Origin of the sequence: Paenibacillus tundrae (assembly GCF_036884255.1) — a bacterium.
In the GTDB taxonomy this organism is placed as follows: Bacteria; Bacillota; Bacilli; order Paenibacillales; family Paenibacillaceae; genus Paenibacillus.
In genome coordinates this window covers 947,795-964,461 of the sequence record NZ_CP145605.1, presented here as the reverse complement: position 1 = coordinate 964,461, position 16,667 = coordinate 947,795, and the positions used below count along the sequence as shown (strand labels likewise).

Below are 16,667 nucleotides of genomic sequence, written 5' to 3'. Positions count from 1 at the left end.
TCTCGTACTATCTGACGTCCACCAGATTAGGATGGTAAGGGTACAGGATTCCCAAAGCAAAGGCGATGGATAACATGATGACATAATACAATGTGAACCATAGATCCGCACGTGAGTAACCAACCTGCACGTAATAGGTACGATGCTGTCCTTCTGCGAACCCTTTTGCCTCCATCGCAATCGCCATTCGTTGCGCGCGACGGATGCTCTGAGCGAGTAGAGGAATGGCGTACCGTTTCAACGTGCCATATAGGTTCCAACGAGAACCACGCTGCTTCGTACCTCGAATACGAATGGCATAGCGTAACGTCTGAAACTCATCCAATAGAATCGGGATCATACGCATCGCCGCAAGAAAGCTATACGCATACTTGGCTGGTAAACGCCATTGCTGCATTAATGAATAGAATAAACGAACAGGTTTGGTCGTAAGTCCAAATAACAAACCGGCTGCTGCCATGCTTAAAGAACGGAACCCCAGATGCATCCCACGATAGAAGCTTTCTTCTGTAATATGAATAAGTCCCGAGCGGAACCAAGTGGTTTGCCCCGTACCAAACATCATCATCCCGGTTGAAGTAGAAATGAACACCAGGATGAAGGGCGAGGCGTACAAAAGCAGCCTATACCACGGGTGACCTGACCAGCATAGTAATAGCAGCATGACAATCGCTACATTAGCCATAACATTCAGATTGTGTATGAGAATGACCATAATAAACATCAGTGTCAGAATAACGAGCTTGAGACCCGGGTTGACCGCATGGAGCCAGGTTTCACGGTGTGGAAACGAGATCTGCATCGGTCAACCTCCCCTTATCAATCGTCCAGACATGTGTGCAATACCTCTTCACAATTTCTCGATCATGTGTGACCATAATGATTGCTGTTCCTTGGCGACGTAGTCGCTCCAGTTGTGATAACATCGCAAACGTATTACGGGCATCCTGACCAAATGTCGGTTCATCCAGCAACAGAATACGTTGCTCACGTACCAGAGCAGAAGCAACACTTAACCGCCGTTTCTGTCCCATGGATAATTGATACGGATGTCGATCCGTTAAATCCTGCAGGTTAAATTGTTCCAGCATGGCATACGTCTGCTGATGCCGCTCTTCCGCAGAGAGCGTTCCAGACAGAAGTGAAAATTCCACTTCATCCTTAACGGAATGAGCAACAAATTGAAATTCTGGATTCTGGAATACAAATGCAATATGATCAGCCAATTTCTCTGTTTTACCAGGTAATTGCCCTTCTACGCGATAATAACCTGTTGTTTTCAATATATTCATGAGAGCTAATAACAAAGAGCTTTTGCCAGCACCGTTGGCTCCAACGACCGCGATCCAATCCCCATGCCACACCTGTGCCTGTTCAATCTCAATAAACGGCGTTTTCCCTCGCCATCCGGTGAAATGCTGTAACTCAAGTGCAGGCTCTGCTTCCGGTGTACTCACCTTCACTGGATCAGTTAGGGAGCCTGTCTTGCAGGTTTCCGTATCGGTCATCACTCGGTGATCCTCTGATGCGAATCTATTACTTGATCGATGCAACCCTTGCTCTTGTTTCTGATTTTGCCCATGTTCTTGTTCCTGTTCATCCCATACCCCTGGGTACCAAATCCCATAGTCTCGCAGCATTTCACGATAATTCGCAAAGATCTGCTCTGCACGGTCGTCCGCAACAATCTTTCCGTCTGGTGAAAGCACGATGATTCGATCAACTAATTCCACAATCTCATTAATTTTGTGTTCCACAATAATCAGTGTTTTGTTCTGCATGATCTGCTTCACCGTATCCCACACTTGCGTAGTTCCCTCGTCATCAAGCAATGCTGTCGGTTCATCTAGAAACAGCACATCAGGTTGCATCGCCAGCATGGAGGCCATAGCTAGACGTTGCTTCATGCCCTGGGACATCGAGTGGATCAATTGGCGATTCCGTTCGAACTTTAATCCCACTTGGTTCAGGTATTGGCTAATCAGCTCAGGCATATGTTCTCGTGGTATATTCCGGTTCTCCAGCACAAAGGCAATTTCTTCATCTGTATAGGACATGCAAAACTGGGTGTCCGGATCCTGAAAAACAAACCCGGCTTGCTTCGGCACCTGGATATCATCACATTTCATCGGAATCTCTACTGAATTCGGGATGATGCCACTCAATATTTGCAATAATGTTGACTTGCCAGAGCCACTCGGCCCAAGCAACAGTACCTTTTCTCCCTGGCGTATAGAGAGAGACAAGCCTTGAAATAACACGGCCTGCTCTCCAGGGAACTTACATCTTAGATTGGTTACCCCTACAACCTGTGAACGCTCTTCTTCATGCATTTAGTCCAATGCCTCGTAATCCTGTTTCGATACAGGCCGAAGTGAACGTGTTACCCCTGTAAGCTCTAGCGCTTTGGCCAGATAATAAGCAAACACTCCTGCAATGATAATACTTCCAAGGAAGCGGAAACCGATAAACAAGGTGTAATTCCATGCCGACAATGAATCGATGTATCCATATTGGTAATCCAGTATAAGCGAAGCCGCCGCTGCACCAACTGCTGCTAAACAAGTTACCATCAGGTTTGCAACGCGATAGCGAAACACTGCAAAGAAGACCTCGGCACCTAATCCCTGCAGTAATCCATAGACTAGTGTAGACATGCCCCATTCACTTCCCAGAAAAGCACTTACCGTTGCTGCGGCAACCTCGGCTAAGATCGCTACGCCGGGTTTGCGAATCACAATAAATGCAAAGGTTCCCGCCATAAACCACATGCCATAAATCATCTGCTCGGCATGTATTCCGAAAGGCTTCATTAGATCATAAGTAGGCCCCCATATTTTGTAGATCACGCCAAACACAACCGCAATCACAATCGTTACCAAAATATCCGTCAACCTCAACTTATTACTGCGCACTGCATTTCCCATGTGAACAACTTCCTTCCTTTGTCTTGTTTAGGGTGTGTCCGAAAACTCCACGTCCTAGATTGGTAGAACACAAAAAAAGCCTCCCCGGTTTCCAGGCAGACCTACGTATCGTCATGGTGATCAGCAGTAGACAATGTACCAAAAAATATAATAAGCGCATTTCATTCATGATCGGACTCACATTCCGTCATTATATTTTGCATAAGTTTACCGTGACCCTCTTAAACAGGATCAAAATTGTACATCCATAGATGATTGCAAAATAACTAGGCTTCGAAATGATACTCATTACGCTATTTTCAACGTCTTGTTCACTGTGATTCTATGTTCTCTACGCTGGCATTACCCAGATCAGATATTACGGTCAGCAGCATAAGGCCGCCCTCTCAGCCCAACTTCATTGAGCACCCGGTTCACTTATTTCATTGCCTTTAATGTACACTATATGGGTAATTGTAGCAATGCTATGTTCACTAAAACTACCTTGGTACGCTTACTAATCTAGTGTCTGAATCCACCTGCGAGCATTGTTTCGCTATAGATACGTTAGGTTAATGACAGGATGTGATTTACAACTATATGAAACTTTTGGGATAAATATTCCGTCTGTACACTTAGAAGGGAGATTGATTATGATGAAAAATATCCACTCGGTTTGGCAGCAAAAAAAATGGAAGATGATTCTTGCCGCTTCGATTCTCACCGCAGGTACGGCACCCGCACTGCTGTCACCCATCGTCGTAGAAGCAGCTACCAACCACAAACCCACAGCGTATATTAATAACATCCCAGCTTCCTATGACGTCGTCATTCGGCAAGGTGTCACCTATGTAGCACTGACCGAACTTCAATTCTTGGGCAACTATACATTCGGCTATAACAACAAAACTAAAGAAATTAGTATCCAGACCGATCGCGACAAATACATTCTTGCGCCTAACACCAAAACGATAACGAAAAATGGTCAAACAGCGACACTTGCAGCAGCTCCTATTCTGGTCAATGGCAAAGCTATGCTTCCACTCCGAGCCATTGGCGATGCCTTTGGCGCCCAGGTTAGTTGGAATCAGGCCTCGAAGGAAGCTTACATCTATCAAACGGATACTGCCCTCGTTAAAGCATATAACGGCAATGATCTCGTGGCTGCGCGCGAGGCTGCAATTCATCTACCACGTTTCTCGAAGTTGGGACAACCTCGTCTGGAGCTACGTGAAGAGCGTGGTGATGTGGACTCCACCACAGCCTATATATTTGAGCAAGGCAAAAAAGATCGATTCTTCATTAACGAAAACAACGATCTAATCAGTTATTATGAGGTCAAAAACGGTCAGGCCTTCCTGAAATGGCAAGCAAACATAGGTAACGGTTCCGGGACTCTTGGTGATCTGTTCTTCGTCAAAACGAAGCCATATGCCGAAGCTGGAACACGCCCTTCATTAGCTGGTAAAACGATCGTGTCATTCCAGTACTCACTCATGGCCGAGGAAACCTCTTATACGGTCACCAACAAAGCCGGATCGGTAGCTGAAGGGGCCGCTGTACCATCCAAAGGAAGTATCTTTGTTAACGTGCCGGATGAAAAGTAGAAGTAGGAGCCTTATGGACATGCATGCTACCTCATCTAGCTGAAACTATAGGAAAAGGCATCCCGCGGGATGCCTTTTATCTGTTCGCTGCATTAATACTGCGTATTCCCTGATTGACTTGTATTGCCTGACGAGAATCCTTTGAATAACGTAGGCACCTTCGAATATCTGGTGTTCGTAATTTTCCCCTTCGTACTGCCGCTGTCTGTTCGCAAAATGGAATCCTTCACATTGGAAATGTTCGAATTATCCACATTCATGGTCACGGCATAGGATGTGCCTCCATTTTGACGAACGAGCTTGCCAATATCATCTGCTCTGAAATTTTTGATGTTAATCGTTCCGGATGCATTCATCTGAAATACTTTGTCATATGCTTTGTAAGCTGCTCCACCCGTAATGTTCACCGTTCCTGATGATTTCAAAGTCAATGCATCCTCTCCAACATCCTTCCAGGTGACATTCTCAATGTTACAACTACCATAACAGTGCACGCCATCAGCTGCTGGTGCTTCAATGACTACGTTCTTCAATGTAGCGCCTGCCTCAAGGCGAAAGATAGGCTTTTGATTTTCCTTTTGACTACCATCACCAAGTGTATTCGGATCGGCAGCGACGCTTTTTCCTTTTCCATCATACGTCTTGCCCTTCTCTACAATGATGGTTGTCTTCACAATCTCGGGAGCAGCAGACGCAGGAATTGCCCCAAATACGGAAGCGACCAGACCAAACGACAATAACACCGTTAACAATTTTTTCATCGAACATGTCCTCCTCTATTCATATGGATTGGTGGCGCATAAGCCTAAGCTTGTCCTCACAGTTCCCCAGATGTGCACCTCTGCTTGGAACGTATCTTGATCCTACCAAATAAGGAATGTAACGAGAATAATCATTAGGTGATATGTCTTGGTATTCGCCTTGGAGCCTTCCTTATCAGCACATTTCGTACACTGGAATACCCAGGCAGTATGCTATTCTGAACTTCGAATATGCTCTATTTAGGGCAGATGAACAAATGAACATTGTGCAAAAACAGCAAAAAATCACGCCATCTGTAACCAGATAACGTGATCTCAATTGGACTATTTGTTATGTCTAACGATGCTAACTATGCGCCAAACCGCTGGCGGTACCCACACTTGCGGCACAATTCTTCAACGGCCTGCCTCTTCGAGAATCCATAAAATAAGTTATTGGCTCGTTCCCCATCAACGATCTCCGAGAATGACTTCTCATGTACGTTGCCTAAGTTAATTACACCTTCGCCATCCAGGCAACACGGTACAACCGTGCCATCCACCAAAACGGCTGCTTGACTACGAAGTGCGTGACAGAAGCCTTTGCCATCATCCTCTGGTGCATCCAAGCTTGGCCACTGGAATTCATGATCTTGATTGAGGTATACATTCGGAGCGATTTTGACACCGCTACCTGGTACGACCTTTTCTTCGATCCGAAAATCCAAGTCGAACTCCCGCTCCAACACCTCAAGCGTTTCCCGGTTTCGGTTCATCTGAGCATTCGTAAAGTTATCCTGTGTCAGGTTCCATAGTCGGAATGAAATGATAACATTATGTTTCACCGCTTCACGAACAAAGGTCAACACATTATTCAAATAGCCTTCGCGGTCTGTCGAGCCTTCATGTCCGTCGAAGCTGTGCAAGGAAAAGTTCATCTGACGTAACGCTGGCTTACCTAGCAGCTTATGCTGTGTCTTGGGCAGCAACGTACCATTGGTCGTGATATTAACCTTGAACCCCTTCTCGTGTGCAGAATCCAGCAGCAGATCGATTTTGGGATGCAGTAACGGCTCACCTTTGACGTGAAGATATATGTGTTTGGTATGAGGCTTAATCTGATCCAGTATATTATTAAAGACGTCAGGGTCAATGAAATTTTTGGCACGCTTGGTCTGCGGACAGAAGCTGCACGCCAAGTTACAGATGCTTGTAATTTCGATGTAGACTTTCTTGAATGTTTTCAACTCGGATCCCCATTCTTCTCCGGAGGGAAAGCGTCCCACCTTCATTTGGTGATATAACGATAACACTTTCACTAGTTCGTGATTAAAGTGTTCTTTTGGAACAACCTCTATTATATCGGGTTAGGAAGTAGGGAACAACAACGTTTCAGATCAGATTCCTGCTGCTCAGCGGAAGCAGAAATCTGGCACATCCCTTCTTTACATCTGACTTGCATGTGATATATGCTGGAGCTATAAATACCTGTTCAAAAAGTACTAAAACTGAATATAGCAATGCACTGGGGGAGCCTGACGGCTGAGACGAATGAACTTTCGGACCCTTTGAACCTGATCTGGATCATACCAGCGGAGGGAAGTGGAGCGGCCTTTCAATAAACATCATGCGTTTCATCATACAGAATATGGATGATGAAAACCAATTGCGAATTGAATCTTCAGCCCCACTCATTTCTCCGGAAATGGGCGGGGCTTTTTGCATTTTTCAGGATAAAAAATGAGTCATCGCAGATCAGAATATAGCATTTCTCAGCCGCTTGCCTACATGTAATTCTGGGAAAATGCCAGTGAGTTATGAAAATGAATTTATGGAGGAAAACAGATGTCTTACTTGGAACGTATACGCACTCAAAATCCGTTAGTGCACAATATCACCAACATTGTGGTAGCTCCCTTTGTAGCCAATGGCTTGCTTGCACTTGGAGCATCACCTTTTATGGCTTATGCACACGAGGAGGTTGCCGATGTTGCGAAAATGTCCGGCGCGGTTGTCCTCAACATTGGCACACTTAATACAGATGTTGTGCAGTCCATCATGCTCGCTGGTATATCTGCCAACGCCCATCAAGTCCCTGTCGTGCTTGATCCTGTTGGCGCTGGTGCCACATCTTATCGCTCTGAGCAGGTTCAGATGCTCGTTCGTGAGCTACGTCTCACGATCTTGCGTGGCAATGTGGCAGAAGTCGCCAATGTTATTGGTGAGCACTGGAATAGCAAAGGTGTAGATGCTGGACAAGGTGAAGGAGATCGAATCGGAATAGCTGAGCGTGCAGCTCAAAAGTTAAACTGTATCGTTGTGATCACGGGTCGCGAAGATGTCATTACGAATGGACATCTGACCTATCTCGTGAGCAACGGTCACGTCCTCTTAACTCAAGTTACCGGTGCGGGATGTCTGCTCAGTGCTGTAATTGGCGCATTTGCAGCTGTGGCGACTGACGACAAGGAGCGTCTGGATAGTGTGGTAGAAGCTCTCGCCTTCTACGGTGTTGCTGCTGAGATGGCTGCAGATCGTACGGAAAGCCAGGGCCCTGGCAGTTTCCAGATCGAGCTATTGAACCAACTGGGCCATGTATCCCCATCTGTACTACAGCAACGTGCTCTTATTCGCCACATCCATGGAGGTGAAGATACACCATGCGTATAGCTCAGGCTCTAACAATCGCTGGATCGGACAATGGCGGCGGTGCTGGAATTCAAGCCGATCTCAAAACCTTTCAAGAACTTGGTGTATATGGTATGACCGTCATTACTGCCATTGCAGCGCAGAATACAACAGGAGTTCAGGGTGTATTTCCGATTTCGTATGAAGGGATAGCCCAACAGCTCGATTCGACCGGAGACGACTTCAAGCCTAATGCGGTGAAAACAGGTATGCTCTACAGTACGGAAACTATTCAATTGGTTGCCGAGAAATGGCGCCATTATGAATGGTCTAATCTGGTCATTGATCCCGTTATGGTAGCCAAGGGCGGCGCACCGCTGCTTCAGCAGCAGGCTATTCAGACACTGATTACGGAGCTGATCCCGCATGCACAGATCACCACGCCAAATATTCCTGAAGCTGAACTGCTGACAGACATGTCCATTCGAAATTTAAGTGAACGGGAAGAGGCAGCCCGACGCCTTGTGCAGATGGGCTCTGCGTATGCCTTGATCAAAGGCGGCCATGATACGGGCGGCATGATTGTCGATGTACTCTATGATGGGCAGTCCTTTCACTATCTGGAGAATATTCGAATTGTGACCCCTCATACTCACGGAACAGGCTGTACGTATTCTGCCGCCATTACGGCTGAACTGGCGAAAGGTTCGTCCGTTCTGGCTGCCGTCACGACTGCGCGAGCATTCATTCAGGCAGCCATTGAAGATGAGCTAGGCATTGGCGCTGGGCATGGGCCGACGAATCATTTTGCGTATCAGCGCAGGCAGCGAGGTGGGCAGTGATGCATGAGCTGAATGCAGACGCGGTGCGACGCGCAATGCAAGTGTATTTGGTGATGGGTAGCGTGAATACCACGCAAGACCCTGTGGAGGTGCTGCGCCAGGCGATTGCTGGCGGCATTACGCTGTTCCAGTTCCGGGAAAAAGGAACTGGTGCCCTGGTTGGCGAAGCCCGCCTAGCTCTAGCATGGCGGCTTCGCGAGGTGTGCAGCCAGCACGGAATACCGTTCATCGTGAACGATGATGTGGAGCTGGCTGTAGCTGTGGAGGCCGACGGTGTACATGTCGGCCAAGACGATGCGGACGCGGCGCTTGTACGCGCCCGCATGGGAGCTGGGCGGATGCTTGGCGTATCCGCCCACTCCGTGAAGGAAGCCCGCCGTGCGGTGCAGGCGGGCGCCGACTATCTTGGCGTCGGGCCAATGTACCCGACGCGCTCCAAAGCGGATGCCCATGCTGTGCTGGGCCCCGCAGGGGTTGCGGAACTGCGCGCCGCAGGCATCGCAGTTCCGGTGGTGGGTATCGGCGGCATTACGCCCGATACCACGGCCGCCGTGATGGCGGCTGGAGCCGACGGCGTAGCCGTCATCTCCGCCATTGCGGGCGCGGCCGACGTGCGCGCAGCGGCTGCGCAGTTCGCTGCGGCGGTGCGTGGGATGCTGGCGTAGCCATGCACCCCTGCACCGCGGCAACCCCGCCGGGGCGCAGGGTTTATATGCTGAGCCTGTCCGTCGCATGTACATCCTTTAGCTTTATTGCATTATGAATCATGGATTAAGCATTACGCATTATGAACTATGTAACTTTTACACACCTTAACCTCCGACACAGTTAGATATACCCCAGAAAACTCCGCATTGAATTTACGCTTGAATTCAAAGACTTCATTTGCATCAATATTAGCAAGATTGTCTATACCTATAATGTTGAAGCCACCTCATTTATGTTCACAAACCGTCTGTGAATATTTGTCTACGAATATTACTTTCGGTAACAGTTCACGATCATTGATTAGTATGGCGTAACGATTCACACCCCTACATATAAAATATGATACAACGGTCGGATTGTGATCCTGTATGCTTCTTGTTTTCTTCTTGTTTTCTTCCTGTTTGCTTCCTCTCGGCTTCCTATCATTCACTTCAGTTTCTCCATCCTACTGTGCTTCTCATTAAAAGTTAGTTTAGGTGCTACATTCAAAGTTGACAGGGTTGACTCTCACGTAACGTGACACTGTACAATCGGTGATGTAAGGAGGTTGGAACCATGGCCATGAAGGTAAAAGAAGTCGCCGAGCTCGCCTCGATCAGTGTGCGCACACTGCATCACTATGATGAGATTGGTTTGTTAACACCGGATGAAGTCACTACAGCAGGGTATCGACTCTATTCAGATGCCAATATAGACATGCTGCAGCAGATATTATTTTTCAAAGAACTCGACTTCTCACTGAAAGATATCAAAGACATCATAAATAGCCCTTCCTTCAACCGGGAGGAAGCACTTCAGATGCACCGCCAGATCCTTATGGAGAAAAGAGAACGATTAGACCGTATGATTGCCACCATTGATAAAAGTGTTCTGCATATGAGAGGAGACATCGATATGACAACGAAGGAACAATTTGAAGGTTTTAACTTCAAGGAGAACCCATATGAACAGGAAGCGCGTCAGCGCTGGGGAAATAAAGCCGTAGACCAGGCGAATGAAAAGTTACAACGCTCATCACCCAACGAACAAAAGGCAATGTCAGATCAGATGAATAGCATTTTTACTCATTTGGCAACGCTTCGTGACAGTTCACCCGCATCGGCTGAATCCCAAGCGGTCATTTCGGAGTGGTACAGCTATCTGAATCAGATGGGACATTATTCACCTGAGGCTTTTCGAGGATTAGGTCAGATGTATGTGGATGATGAACGCTTCACTCGTAACATTGACCAATTTGGCGAAGGATTAGCTGCGTTTATGAAAGAAGCCATGGCGATCTTTGCAGATCAGCAGCAAACAGACTAAGTACAACCCAGCCCGTTAAACTTAAGGAAGAGCATATGAATTAGGGCATGTCTGAAAACGAATAAATCATGTCGCGTGATCTAAAAACAACGAATCTGAGACACCTTATTTGGCTGTATCGCGATGAATAGAAATAGTAACGAATCTGAGCAACGTTATATTCCGAAATACCATGCAAAAGGTCTAATTCTCGCGTCCCAACGACGTATTAACGTGTCAACGATTCGTTAGAATTTCCTGAATGCCATTTTCCCGCCAATAAGGCTGTCTGAGTTCGTTAGAGATGGTGCTTCATCCGAACGTCGTCAATTTAAATCTCACTTTCACTTACAGGCATCTCCACCATCTCTTCGCCCCACTGTGTCATATTTAAGGGCATCGTCCACCATTTTCTCGCCCTGTTGTGCCACTTTCTCTTGTCCTGCCTAAGCTGCCTAAGCTGTCTAGGCTTGTCTGCGGATAACATCCTTGCTTGGAACAAAAATTTCAAATACGACTTCCTCCAGCGTGTTTTCACAGCATTTTCAGACACACCTTGGACTCAGGTTAACTCTAGACGCAGACACGCCCTAGTGAGGTTCTCTCTAGATTCACACAGGCCAGATTCACACACGCCTATATTCTCACCTATTCACAAGGTAAAATATCATCACCAAAAAAGGGACGCACGCCTTCTGGCGTTACGTCCCTTCTTGCTTGTGTCTCAGCCGCAATGTGAAGGAGCCTCTCGGCACATTCACTCTGAGATTTTTTGGAATGAAGAATATAGGACTATGCAGAATTACTGGATTTACTAGCCATGCTTTTATTATTGACACATGCTATCGATTCGTTCGATTGACCCCAGTGGAAGCATGCTCTCCTGCTCTCCTACTTCATACAACTTTGCCCGATCTTGTCCATCTCTACCCCATTGCTCCCTACCTCAACTGATTATGCTCGTGGAGCGTGGTCTGTGGATGAGGCTTCGGTTGCCATACTGGTTTTCGCCATTCGGCCAGGAATCTGCCATGCGGATACGATTGCAAGACCAATAAACAACAGATCCATCGGTTCACCGAAATAGTCCGAGAACGTTTCGATAAACGCATTGACGATCTCGCCGTCAAATACCAATTGCATAAAACTTTCATCAAACATCTCGGATGCAAAATAAACCACCGTCATGTATTTCCCTAATACAATGCCGACAAGCGCAAAAATGACCGCAATCACTTTATGTACTGTTGCAATCCGTTTGTTGGACAACAACACGACAGCATAACCTGTTAGTGCCCCAATGAGAATTGCAATTAAACCTACCTCATACTCAGTCATTGCTGCCACTGCAGCCCATACGGCACCACCCACAATTGCTGCAATTAACCCGCCGATAATCGGCATCCCAATCTTGATTCCTTGCTTTTCTTCCACGATGTCTTTCCCTCCTGAGTCATGCTTAGGCTTATTTTCCAAAATTCACCTAACTAATAAAACCACATTTTATTCGTTAATTCAACCATTTTCTATGATGATGAAGTTGTAAGCGATACCCACGCTAGCTCAATGGCGTGCATTTCATGACCCGCTAAAATCGTGCAATTCCCCGGGGGGACATCGTCAAACCTCAGCCACACAAACACAAAAAAACATAAAAAAACTCCCCACTATTCAACATGACATAGGGAGAGTCCATTCCATTCTATTTAAACATGCTTTTCTTCTAATTAAGCCTTAGAGCTTCAGCAAGCTGATATGCTTAACGCTGTGCTTCCTTCGCTGGTGTAATCACAGCCGCAATCTGTACCAGAATCGCATCAACCGATGCCGAATCATGCACATCATATTCATCAATGTTCAAGCGCAGTACCGGACAAGCTGTGAATTGATCAATCCATACGGAGTAACGCTCATGCATATGCTCCCAATACGAGCGGTCTGTCTGAATCTCCATCTCACGTCCACGCTCGGTAATCCGGTTCAGAATGGATGGCAAGCTGCCTTCCAGGTAGATCAGTACATCCGGATGCGGGAAATATGGCGTCATAACCATAGCCTCGAACAAGCTGCTGTAGGTTTCAAAATCCGTTGCAGACATTGTACCTTGATCCGCGTGCATCTGTGCAAAGATCCCCGTATCTTCATAGATCGAACGATCCTGTACGAATCCTCCACCCATTTCAAAAATCTTCTTTTGCTCCTTAAAACGTTCTGCCAAGAAGTAGATCTGCAGATGGAAGCTCCACCGTTCAAAATCATGATAAAACTTCTCTAGATACGGATTATGATCTACCTGTTCCAGAGAGGTTTTGAAATTCAAACGCTCCGCAAGCGCTGCTGTCAGTGTGGATTTACCCACACCAACCGTACCTGCGACGGTAATTAATGCATTTGTCGGAATGCCATAGTTGTTCATGTGATATACTCCTTTACCTGATTAACAATCTGCTTGAAATGTTCTGGATGCTCTACAAAATCGAGTGCTTCTGCATCCACTTTAATAATAATCGGAGGATTAGGGCTGTCTGCTAAATAGGCCATGCCTGTTTTGTAATCAGCAATAAGCTGTTCCATATAACCAGGATCCATGTCCTGCTCGAAGGATCTGCCTCGCTTGTTGATCCGATACATCAATGTAGCGAGTTCTGCCTCGATATATAGCACCACGTTAGGTTTTGGCAGGTCATCGGTTAACAGATGATAGATTTGACGGTACTTGTCCCGCTTCGTACCTTTCAAAGTGCGTTCGGCAAAAATCATATTTTTGTAGATATGATAATCCGAAATGACGGGTGTATGTTGCTGTACGTAGTGAGCGCCGGTGTCTTCCAATTGCTTAAACCGATTACATAGGAAAAACATCTCAAGCTGGAAACTCCACTCATCTATATCCTGATAAAAGGAAGCCAGAAATGGATTCTCTTCTACGATTTCTTTCACTAGTGGAAGATTCAACTCCTGAGAAAGCATTGTTGCAAGTGTTGTTTTCCCAGCACCAATTGGACCCTCCACAGCAATAAATGGGGCTGATTTCATCGTGTTCCTGTTCCTCCTCGTGCTTATGCGTGTTTCCGTTTCTCTATAGACCTCACCTATTGTATCACAGCTTCGTAGCGTCGAAGGCCAGTATTTTATGTAAAGATGAATATTATGCGTATTCACGTAACAGAGCTAAACATTCATCGGATGAAAGACCCTTGTATCCACTTTTGGAACTATAAGTCTAAAGTTATATATTCAAACGATTTAATAAATGGTAAAATAACCCTCTTACTATTATTATTATATTTTAATCCACATACAAGACTACCGAGCCTGTATATTACTACATATCATCATGCTCTAAGGAGAGATTAGATTGCTGAACATGATTCACCAATTCATGAAAACAACGCGTTCACTTCCACGAACAATAACGATCGCCACTGCACTCACTCTTACGCTGACCGGGTGTGCTACCCAAGCTAGTACCTCCAGCCCAGCACCTGTAGCTACGGAAACAGAAACACAGACCGAAGAACAGAATCATGTTCTATCTTCAGCACAGAATGAAGTTGAAATCACCGTCCCACTTGATTGGAATACTTTCCCACAACCAGGATCACCTATTTTATTGTCTGCCATGGAGAAAAACGGCGAGGGCATCCTTATGATTCAACGAGATAACCGAGAAGATCGAACAGAATCATCTCTTGAGGAAATTGTGGAAAACTGGGATGATGAGTTCTCCTCCGCTGATGGTGGTACATACGAATCGAAACGAACAGGAAGTATGAACATTGATTCCGCAGAAGCCTACCTTACCGAAGGAACAATGGCATTGCCTGCAATGACAGGGAACTTCCTCAGTGCTTCACTTGAGAAGGAAAATCACTACTACCATCTTTATTTCATCCGCCAACGTGAATTGAACGATAACGATCGGAAAATCTTCACCCAGATTGCCCAATCTATGCGAATTCTGAACGATCAGCCTGCTGTTGTTGAAACCGAACCGACTTCTGGTTCTACCAAAGTTATTAAATCAGAGGATGGGAAGACCTCAATGCGTATCCCTTCAGATTGGTTTAGTGAAATGAAAAGGGAGGTTGATAACGATCTAGATGCCACTTCTCTAAACGGTGATTTTATGATGCATTTGAAACATCTGAAGTCTGAGTTCGACCCTGGAACAACACTGGATGAGTATTTTGATGCTTATATGGAATACGAGATGGAATTTCTGAGTGATGTCACGGAGTCAGATCGGTTGGCTATAGAGATTGATGGCAGACCAGGTATACAGCTTGAACTTCATGCTACTGTGGACAAGGCAAAGCTCGGCTACTTATTTACGATTCTTGAATATCCAGATCACTTTGCGGTCATTAGTTTCGCTGCTACGAGCGATCGATATGACCAAATGAAGCAAACATACCTGGAATCGACGGAGAGCTACCACGAGGAACAGTAAATAGAGCAAGTCTTAAACAGTGAAGCTTCACTTGCATATTTGCTTTAAAATCAAAGTGAAGTGCTTCCTCTACAACTTGTGTAGCGTTTATCAGTTTCATACACGAACCTTAAAATAACCTTCTTGCTGATGACCTGACTTCCGGCTCTGTAAGAAGGTTATTTTGTTTTATATCAGGATTTATCAAGTACGATGATTACAGCAGCGATACAAGCGGTTGCCCCATTCGGAGAAATTATATCATCTTGCAGGCTCTACATATGTACGCGTATAGATTTGATAATCGTTCTTCACCCGGTCAAAGCGGCTCTCTGTGGTGTAGAACACGATTTCCACAAAGTGATCCCGGGACTCCAGAATAGTGCATAGCTCAACGATTTGGCGTTTATTATCCACGTAATGTGCTTCCAGCTGTATGCCTTTTAGACCGTTAATCTCAACAGGTATCATCTCAGGTATGGGAGTATCCTTACCATCCGCGTAGACTTCGGCGACGTATCGTCCGTATTCCTCCAATGTTAGGTCTGAATCGAACTCATCCTTGGATGCAAGGTAAACCGACAACTGCTCATTATTCTCAGACAAAGATACATCCAGCGCTGATTCCGACAGATCAAATGCATGAACCTGCCAGTTGGAAGGTGTGCTAATCTGGAACTGTGCGTATTTTCCTTGATGGGCAACCAATTCTGCCGAAGATGTGCTATAGTCCGTTGGCTGGTCATTCAAAATTTTAAAATGCTTAGCCACTTGTTGTTCAAAAAACTCCTGATCTGCTGCCGTAAATTGGTACATCTTCGTGTATGTAATGATATAGAAATGCTGGTCTGTCTCTAGAAATGCGGTAATGTGTCCGTATTGATGTTTGCCATATTTCGTGCGTCCTTCTTTTACATAAGCTTCTTGCTGGTCAATTATCAACTGACTTGTTCTAATGACCTCATAACTTGTATCTACCGACTCTTGTGCTGCATTTATGTTTTCCTGATGCCGAACCATATAATCCGTCAATGACATGTCTGGAATATAGTCTTCACGGTTCACTCGGTCAATTCGAAGTGATTTCGTTTGATCCTTTGTAGCTAATTTTAAAAGGGACGGGCTGATTTCCTCCGTGACAACTTCCCATTCGGAGGGGAGGCTGACTGATAGTTCTTTCTGCTGAGGATAGAACGTTACGAGCTTTTCCACAGCATCTTTTGAGGAACCGATGGACTCCGAGTTGATGGTGAGCTCAGATACATCGGAGGGTGTAGAAGGTGTACTGCATCCAGTAAGGGTAGCCATCGCGGACAAGCTCAGTATAGCGGTACGTACAATAACTTTAGCAACATGCTTCAATGGTAAAGACTCCTTTGATAAAATATTGAGAATCACCCTAGAATATAGAGGTGAATTTTACCATTTATATCGGCGATTTGGATGTAATAATAAAGGGGGATCAACATAAAAAAGAGACCTGCCCTTGTCTTTAGGTCAGATCTCTTCATCATGAACAC

16 protein-coding genes and 1 riboswitch are annotated in these 16,667 nt (G+C 45.7%); of the genes, 6 read left to right on the top strand and 10 right to left on the bottom strand.

The window, feature by feature from the left end; all coding sequences use genetic code 11:
- Positions 1 to 7: 7 nt before the first annotated feature.
- The 3 genes from V6W81_RS04270 to V6W81_RS04260 are packed head-to-tail and all read right to left on the bottom strand — an operon-like array spanning position 8 to position 2,927.
- Positions 8 to 802 carry an energy-coupling factor transporter transmembrane component T family protein gene (locus tag V6W81_RS04270; RefSeq protein ID WP_338541709.1) on the bottom strand — a complete coding sequence of 265 codons (795 nt, stop codon included), beginning with the start codon at positions 800 to 802 and terminating at the stop codon, positions 8 to 10.
- Positions 777 to 2,333, bottom strand: a complete 1,557-nt coding sequence (locus tag V6W81_RS04265) for an ABC transporter ATP-binding protein (RefSeq protein WP_338541708.1) — start codon at positions 2,331 to 2,333, stop codon at positions 777 to 779. Before V6W81_RS04265 ends, V6W81_RS04270 begins: the two co-directional genes overlap by 26 nt.
- On the bottom strand, positions 2,334 to 2,927 hold the full coding sequence (locus V6W81_RS04260; protein ID WP_338541707.1) for an ECF transporter S component: 594 nt from the start codon (positions 2,925 to 2,927) through the stop codon (positions 2,334 to 2,336). It abuts the gene before it with no gap.
- A 632-nt stretch (positions 2,928 to 3,559) separates the two neighbouring features.
- Here V6W81_RS04260 and V6W81_RS04255 point away from each other — a divergent pair.
- A complete protein-coding gene (locus tag V6W81_RS04255) occupies positions 3,560 to 4,513 on the top strand; it encodes a copper amine oxidase N-terminal domain-containing protein (protein ID WP_338541705.1) in 954 nt (317 codons plus the stop codon).
- A gap of 92 nt (positions 4,514 to 4,605) precedes the next feature.
- Here V6W81_RS04255 and V6W81_RS04250 read toward each other — a convergent pair whose 3' ends face one another.
- Entirely contained in the window at positions 4,606 to 5,274 is a 669-nt protein-coding gene (locus tag V6W81_RS04250; RefSeq protein WP_338541703.1) for a pectate lyase, read from the bottom strand.
- Between the two features lie 350 nt (positions 5,275 to 5,624).
- Entirely contained in the window at positions 5,625 to 6,500 is an 876-nt protein-coding gene (locus V6W81_RS04245) for a radical SAM/SPASM domain-containing protein (RefSeq protein WP_186381067.1), read from the bottom strand.
- Between the two features lie 270 nt (positions 6,501 to 6,770).
- Positions 6,771 to 6,871: riboswitch (TPP riboswitch) on the top strand.
- A gap of 227 nt (positions 6,872 to 7,098) precedes the next feature.
- Between V6W81_RS04245 and thiM the strand changes: the two genes are divergently transcribed.
- The 4 genes from thiM to V6W81_RS04225 all read left to right on the top strand — a co-directional run bounded on the left by thiM (position 7,099) and on the right by V6W81_RS04225 (position 10,736).
- Complete coding sequence (thiM, locus tag V6W81_RS04240; protein ID WP_338541702.1) at positions 7,099 to 7,923, top strand: hydroxyethylthiazole kinase; 825 nt, start codon at positions 7,099 to 7,101, stop codon at positions 7,921 to 7,923.
- Entirely contained in the window at positions 7,914 to 8,723 is an 810-nt protein-coding gene (gene thiD / locus V6W81_RS04235; protein WP_338541701.1) for a bifunctional hydroxymethylpyrimidine kinase/phosphomethylpyrimidine kinase, read from the top strand. The genes thiM and thiD overlap by 10 nt, the downstream gene beginning before the upstream one ends.
- Positions 8,723 to 9,388 (top strand): thiamine phosphate synthase, encoded by a 666-nt coding sequence (gene thiE / locus V6W81_RS04230; RefSeq protein ID WP_338541700.1) that lies wholly within the window; start codon positions 8,723 to 8,725, stop codon positions 9,386 to 9,388. Before thiD ends, thiE begins: the two co-directional genes overlap by 1 nt.
- Positions 9,389 to 9,986: 598 nt before the next feature.
- Positions 9,987 to 10,736, top strand: coding sequence for a MerR family transcriptional regulator (locus V6W81_RS04225; protein ID WP_338541699.1), 750 nt, complete (start codon positions 9,987 to 9,989; stop codon positions 10,734 to 10,736).
- Between the two features lie 310 nt (positions 10,737 to 11,046).
- Here the strand turns inward: V6W81_RS04225 and V6W81_RS04220 are convergent, their stop codons facing one another.
- From V6W81_RS04220 to V6W81_RS04205, 4 genes are all read right to left on the bottom strand, one after another.
- Complete coding sequence (locus V6W81_RS04220; RefSeq protein ID WP_338541697.1) at positions 11,047 to 11,226, bottom strand: hypothetical protein; 180 nt, start codon at positions 11,224 to 11,226, stop codon at positions 11,047 to 11,049.
- Between the two features lie 443 nt (positions 11,227 to 11,669).
- Entirely contained in the window at positions 11,670 to 12,149 is a 480-nt protein-coding gene (locus V6W81_RS04215) for a hypothetical protein (RefSeq protein ID WP_056692692.1), read from the bottom strand.
- A gap of 325 nt (positions 12,150 to 12,474) precedes the next feature.
- Positions 12,475 to 13,131 (bottom strand): deoxynucleoside kinase, encoded by a 657-nt coding sequence (locus V6W81_RS04210; RefSeq protein WP_338541695.1) that lies wholly within the window; start codon positions 13,129 to 13,131, stop codon positions 12,475 to 12,477.
- The gene (locus V6W81_RS04205; protein WP_338541694.1) at positions 13,128 to 13,751 is read right to left on the bottom strand and encodes a deoxynucleoside kinase; all 624 of its coding nucleotides are present in this window, start codon (positions 13,749 to 13,751) and stop codon (positions 13,128 to 13,130) included. Before V6W81_RS04205 ends, V6W81_RS04210 begins: the two co-directional genes overlap by 4 nt.
- Positions 13,752 to 14,073: 322 nt before the next feature.
- Between V6W81_RS04205 and V6W81_RS04200 the strand changes: the two genes are divergently transcribed.
- On the top strand, positions 14,074 to 15,168 hold the full coding sequence (locus tag V6W81_RS04200; RefSeq protein WP_338541693.1) for a hypothetical protein: 1,095 nt from the start codon (positions 14,074 to 14,076) through the stop codon (positions 15,166 to 15,168).
- 240 nt (positions 15,169 to 15,408) lie between these two features.
- Here the strand turns inward: V6W81_RS04200 and V6W81_RS04195 are convergent, their stop codons facing one another.
- Entirely contained in the window at positions 15,409 to 16,509 is a 1,101-nt protein-coding gene (locus tag V6W81_RS04195; protein ID WP_338541691.1) for a PsbP-related protein, read from the bottom strand.
- Between the last annotated feature and the right edge of the window lie 158 nt (positions 16,510 to 16,667).

Excerpts from the sequence above, each read along its gene's own strand:
- V6W81_RS04270 (WP_338541709.1), bottom strand. The coding sequence starts at position 802 with ATGCAGATCTCGTTTCCACACCGTGAAACCTGGCTCCATGCGGTCAAC.
- V6W81_RS04265 (WP_338541708.1), bottom strand. The coding sequence starts at position 2,333 with ATGCATGAAGAAGAGCGTTCACAGGTTGTAGGGGTAACCAATCTAAGA.
- V6W81_RS04260 (WP_338541707.1), bottom strand. The coding sequence starts at position 2,927 with ATGGGAAATGCAGTGCGCAGTAATAAGTTGAGGTTGACGGATATTTTG.
- V6W81_RS04255 (WP_338541705.1), top strand. The coding sequence starts at position 3,560 with ATGATGAAAAATATCCACTCGGTTTGGCAGCAAAAAAAATGGAAGATG.
- V6W81_RS04250 (WP_338541703.1), bottom strand. The coding sequence starts at position 5,274 with ATGAAAAAATTGTTAACGGTGTTATTGTCGTTTGGTCTGGTCGCTTCC.
- thiM (WP_338541702.1), top strand. The coding sequence starts at position 7,099 with ATGTCTTACTTGGAACGTATACGCACTCAAAATCCGTTAGTGCACAAT.
- thiD (WP_338541701.1), top strand. The coding sequence starts at position 7,914 with ATGCGTATAGCTCAGGCTCTAACAATCGCTGGATCGGACAATGGCGGC.
- thiE (WP_338541700.1), top strand. The coding sequence starts at position 8,723 with ATGCATGAGCTGAATGCAGACGCGGTGCGACGCGCAATGCAAGTGTAT.
- V6W81_RS04225 (WP_338541699.1), top strand. The coding sequence starts at position 9,987 with ATGGCCATGAAGGTAAAAGAAGTCGCCGAGCTCGCCTCGATCAGTGTG.
- V6W81_RS04210 (WP_338541695.1), bottom strand. The coding sequence starts at position 13,131 with ATGAACAACTATGGCATTCCGACAAATGCATTAATTACCGTCGCAGGT.
- V6W81_RS04205 (WP_338541694.1), bottom strand. The coding sequence starts at position 13,751 with ATGAAATCAGCCCCATTTATTGCTGTGGAGGGTCCAATTGGTGCTGGG.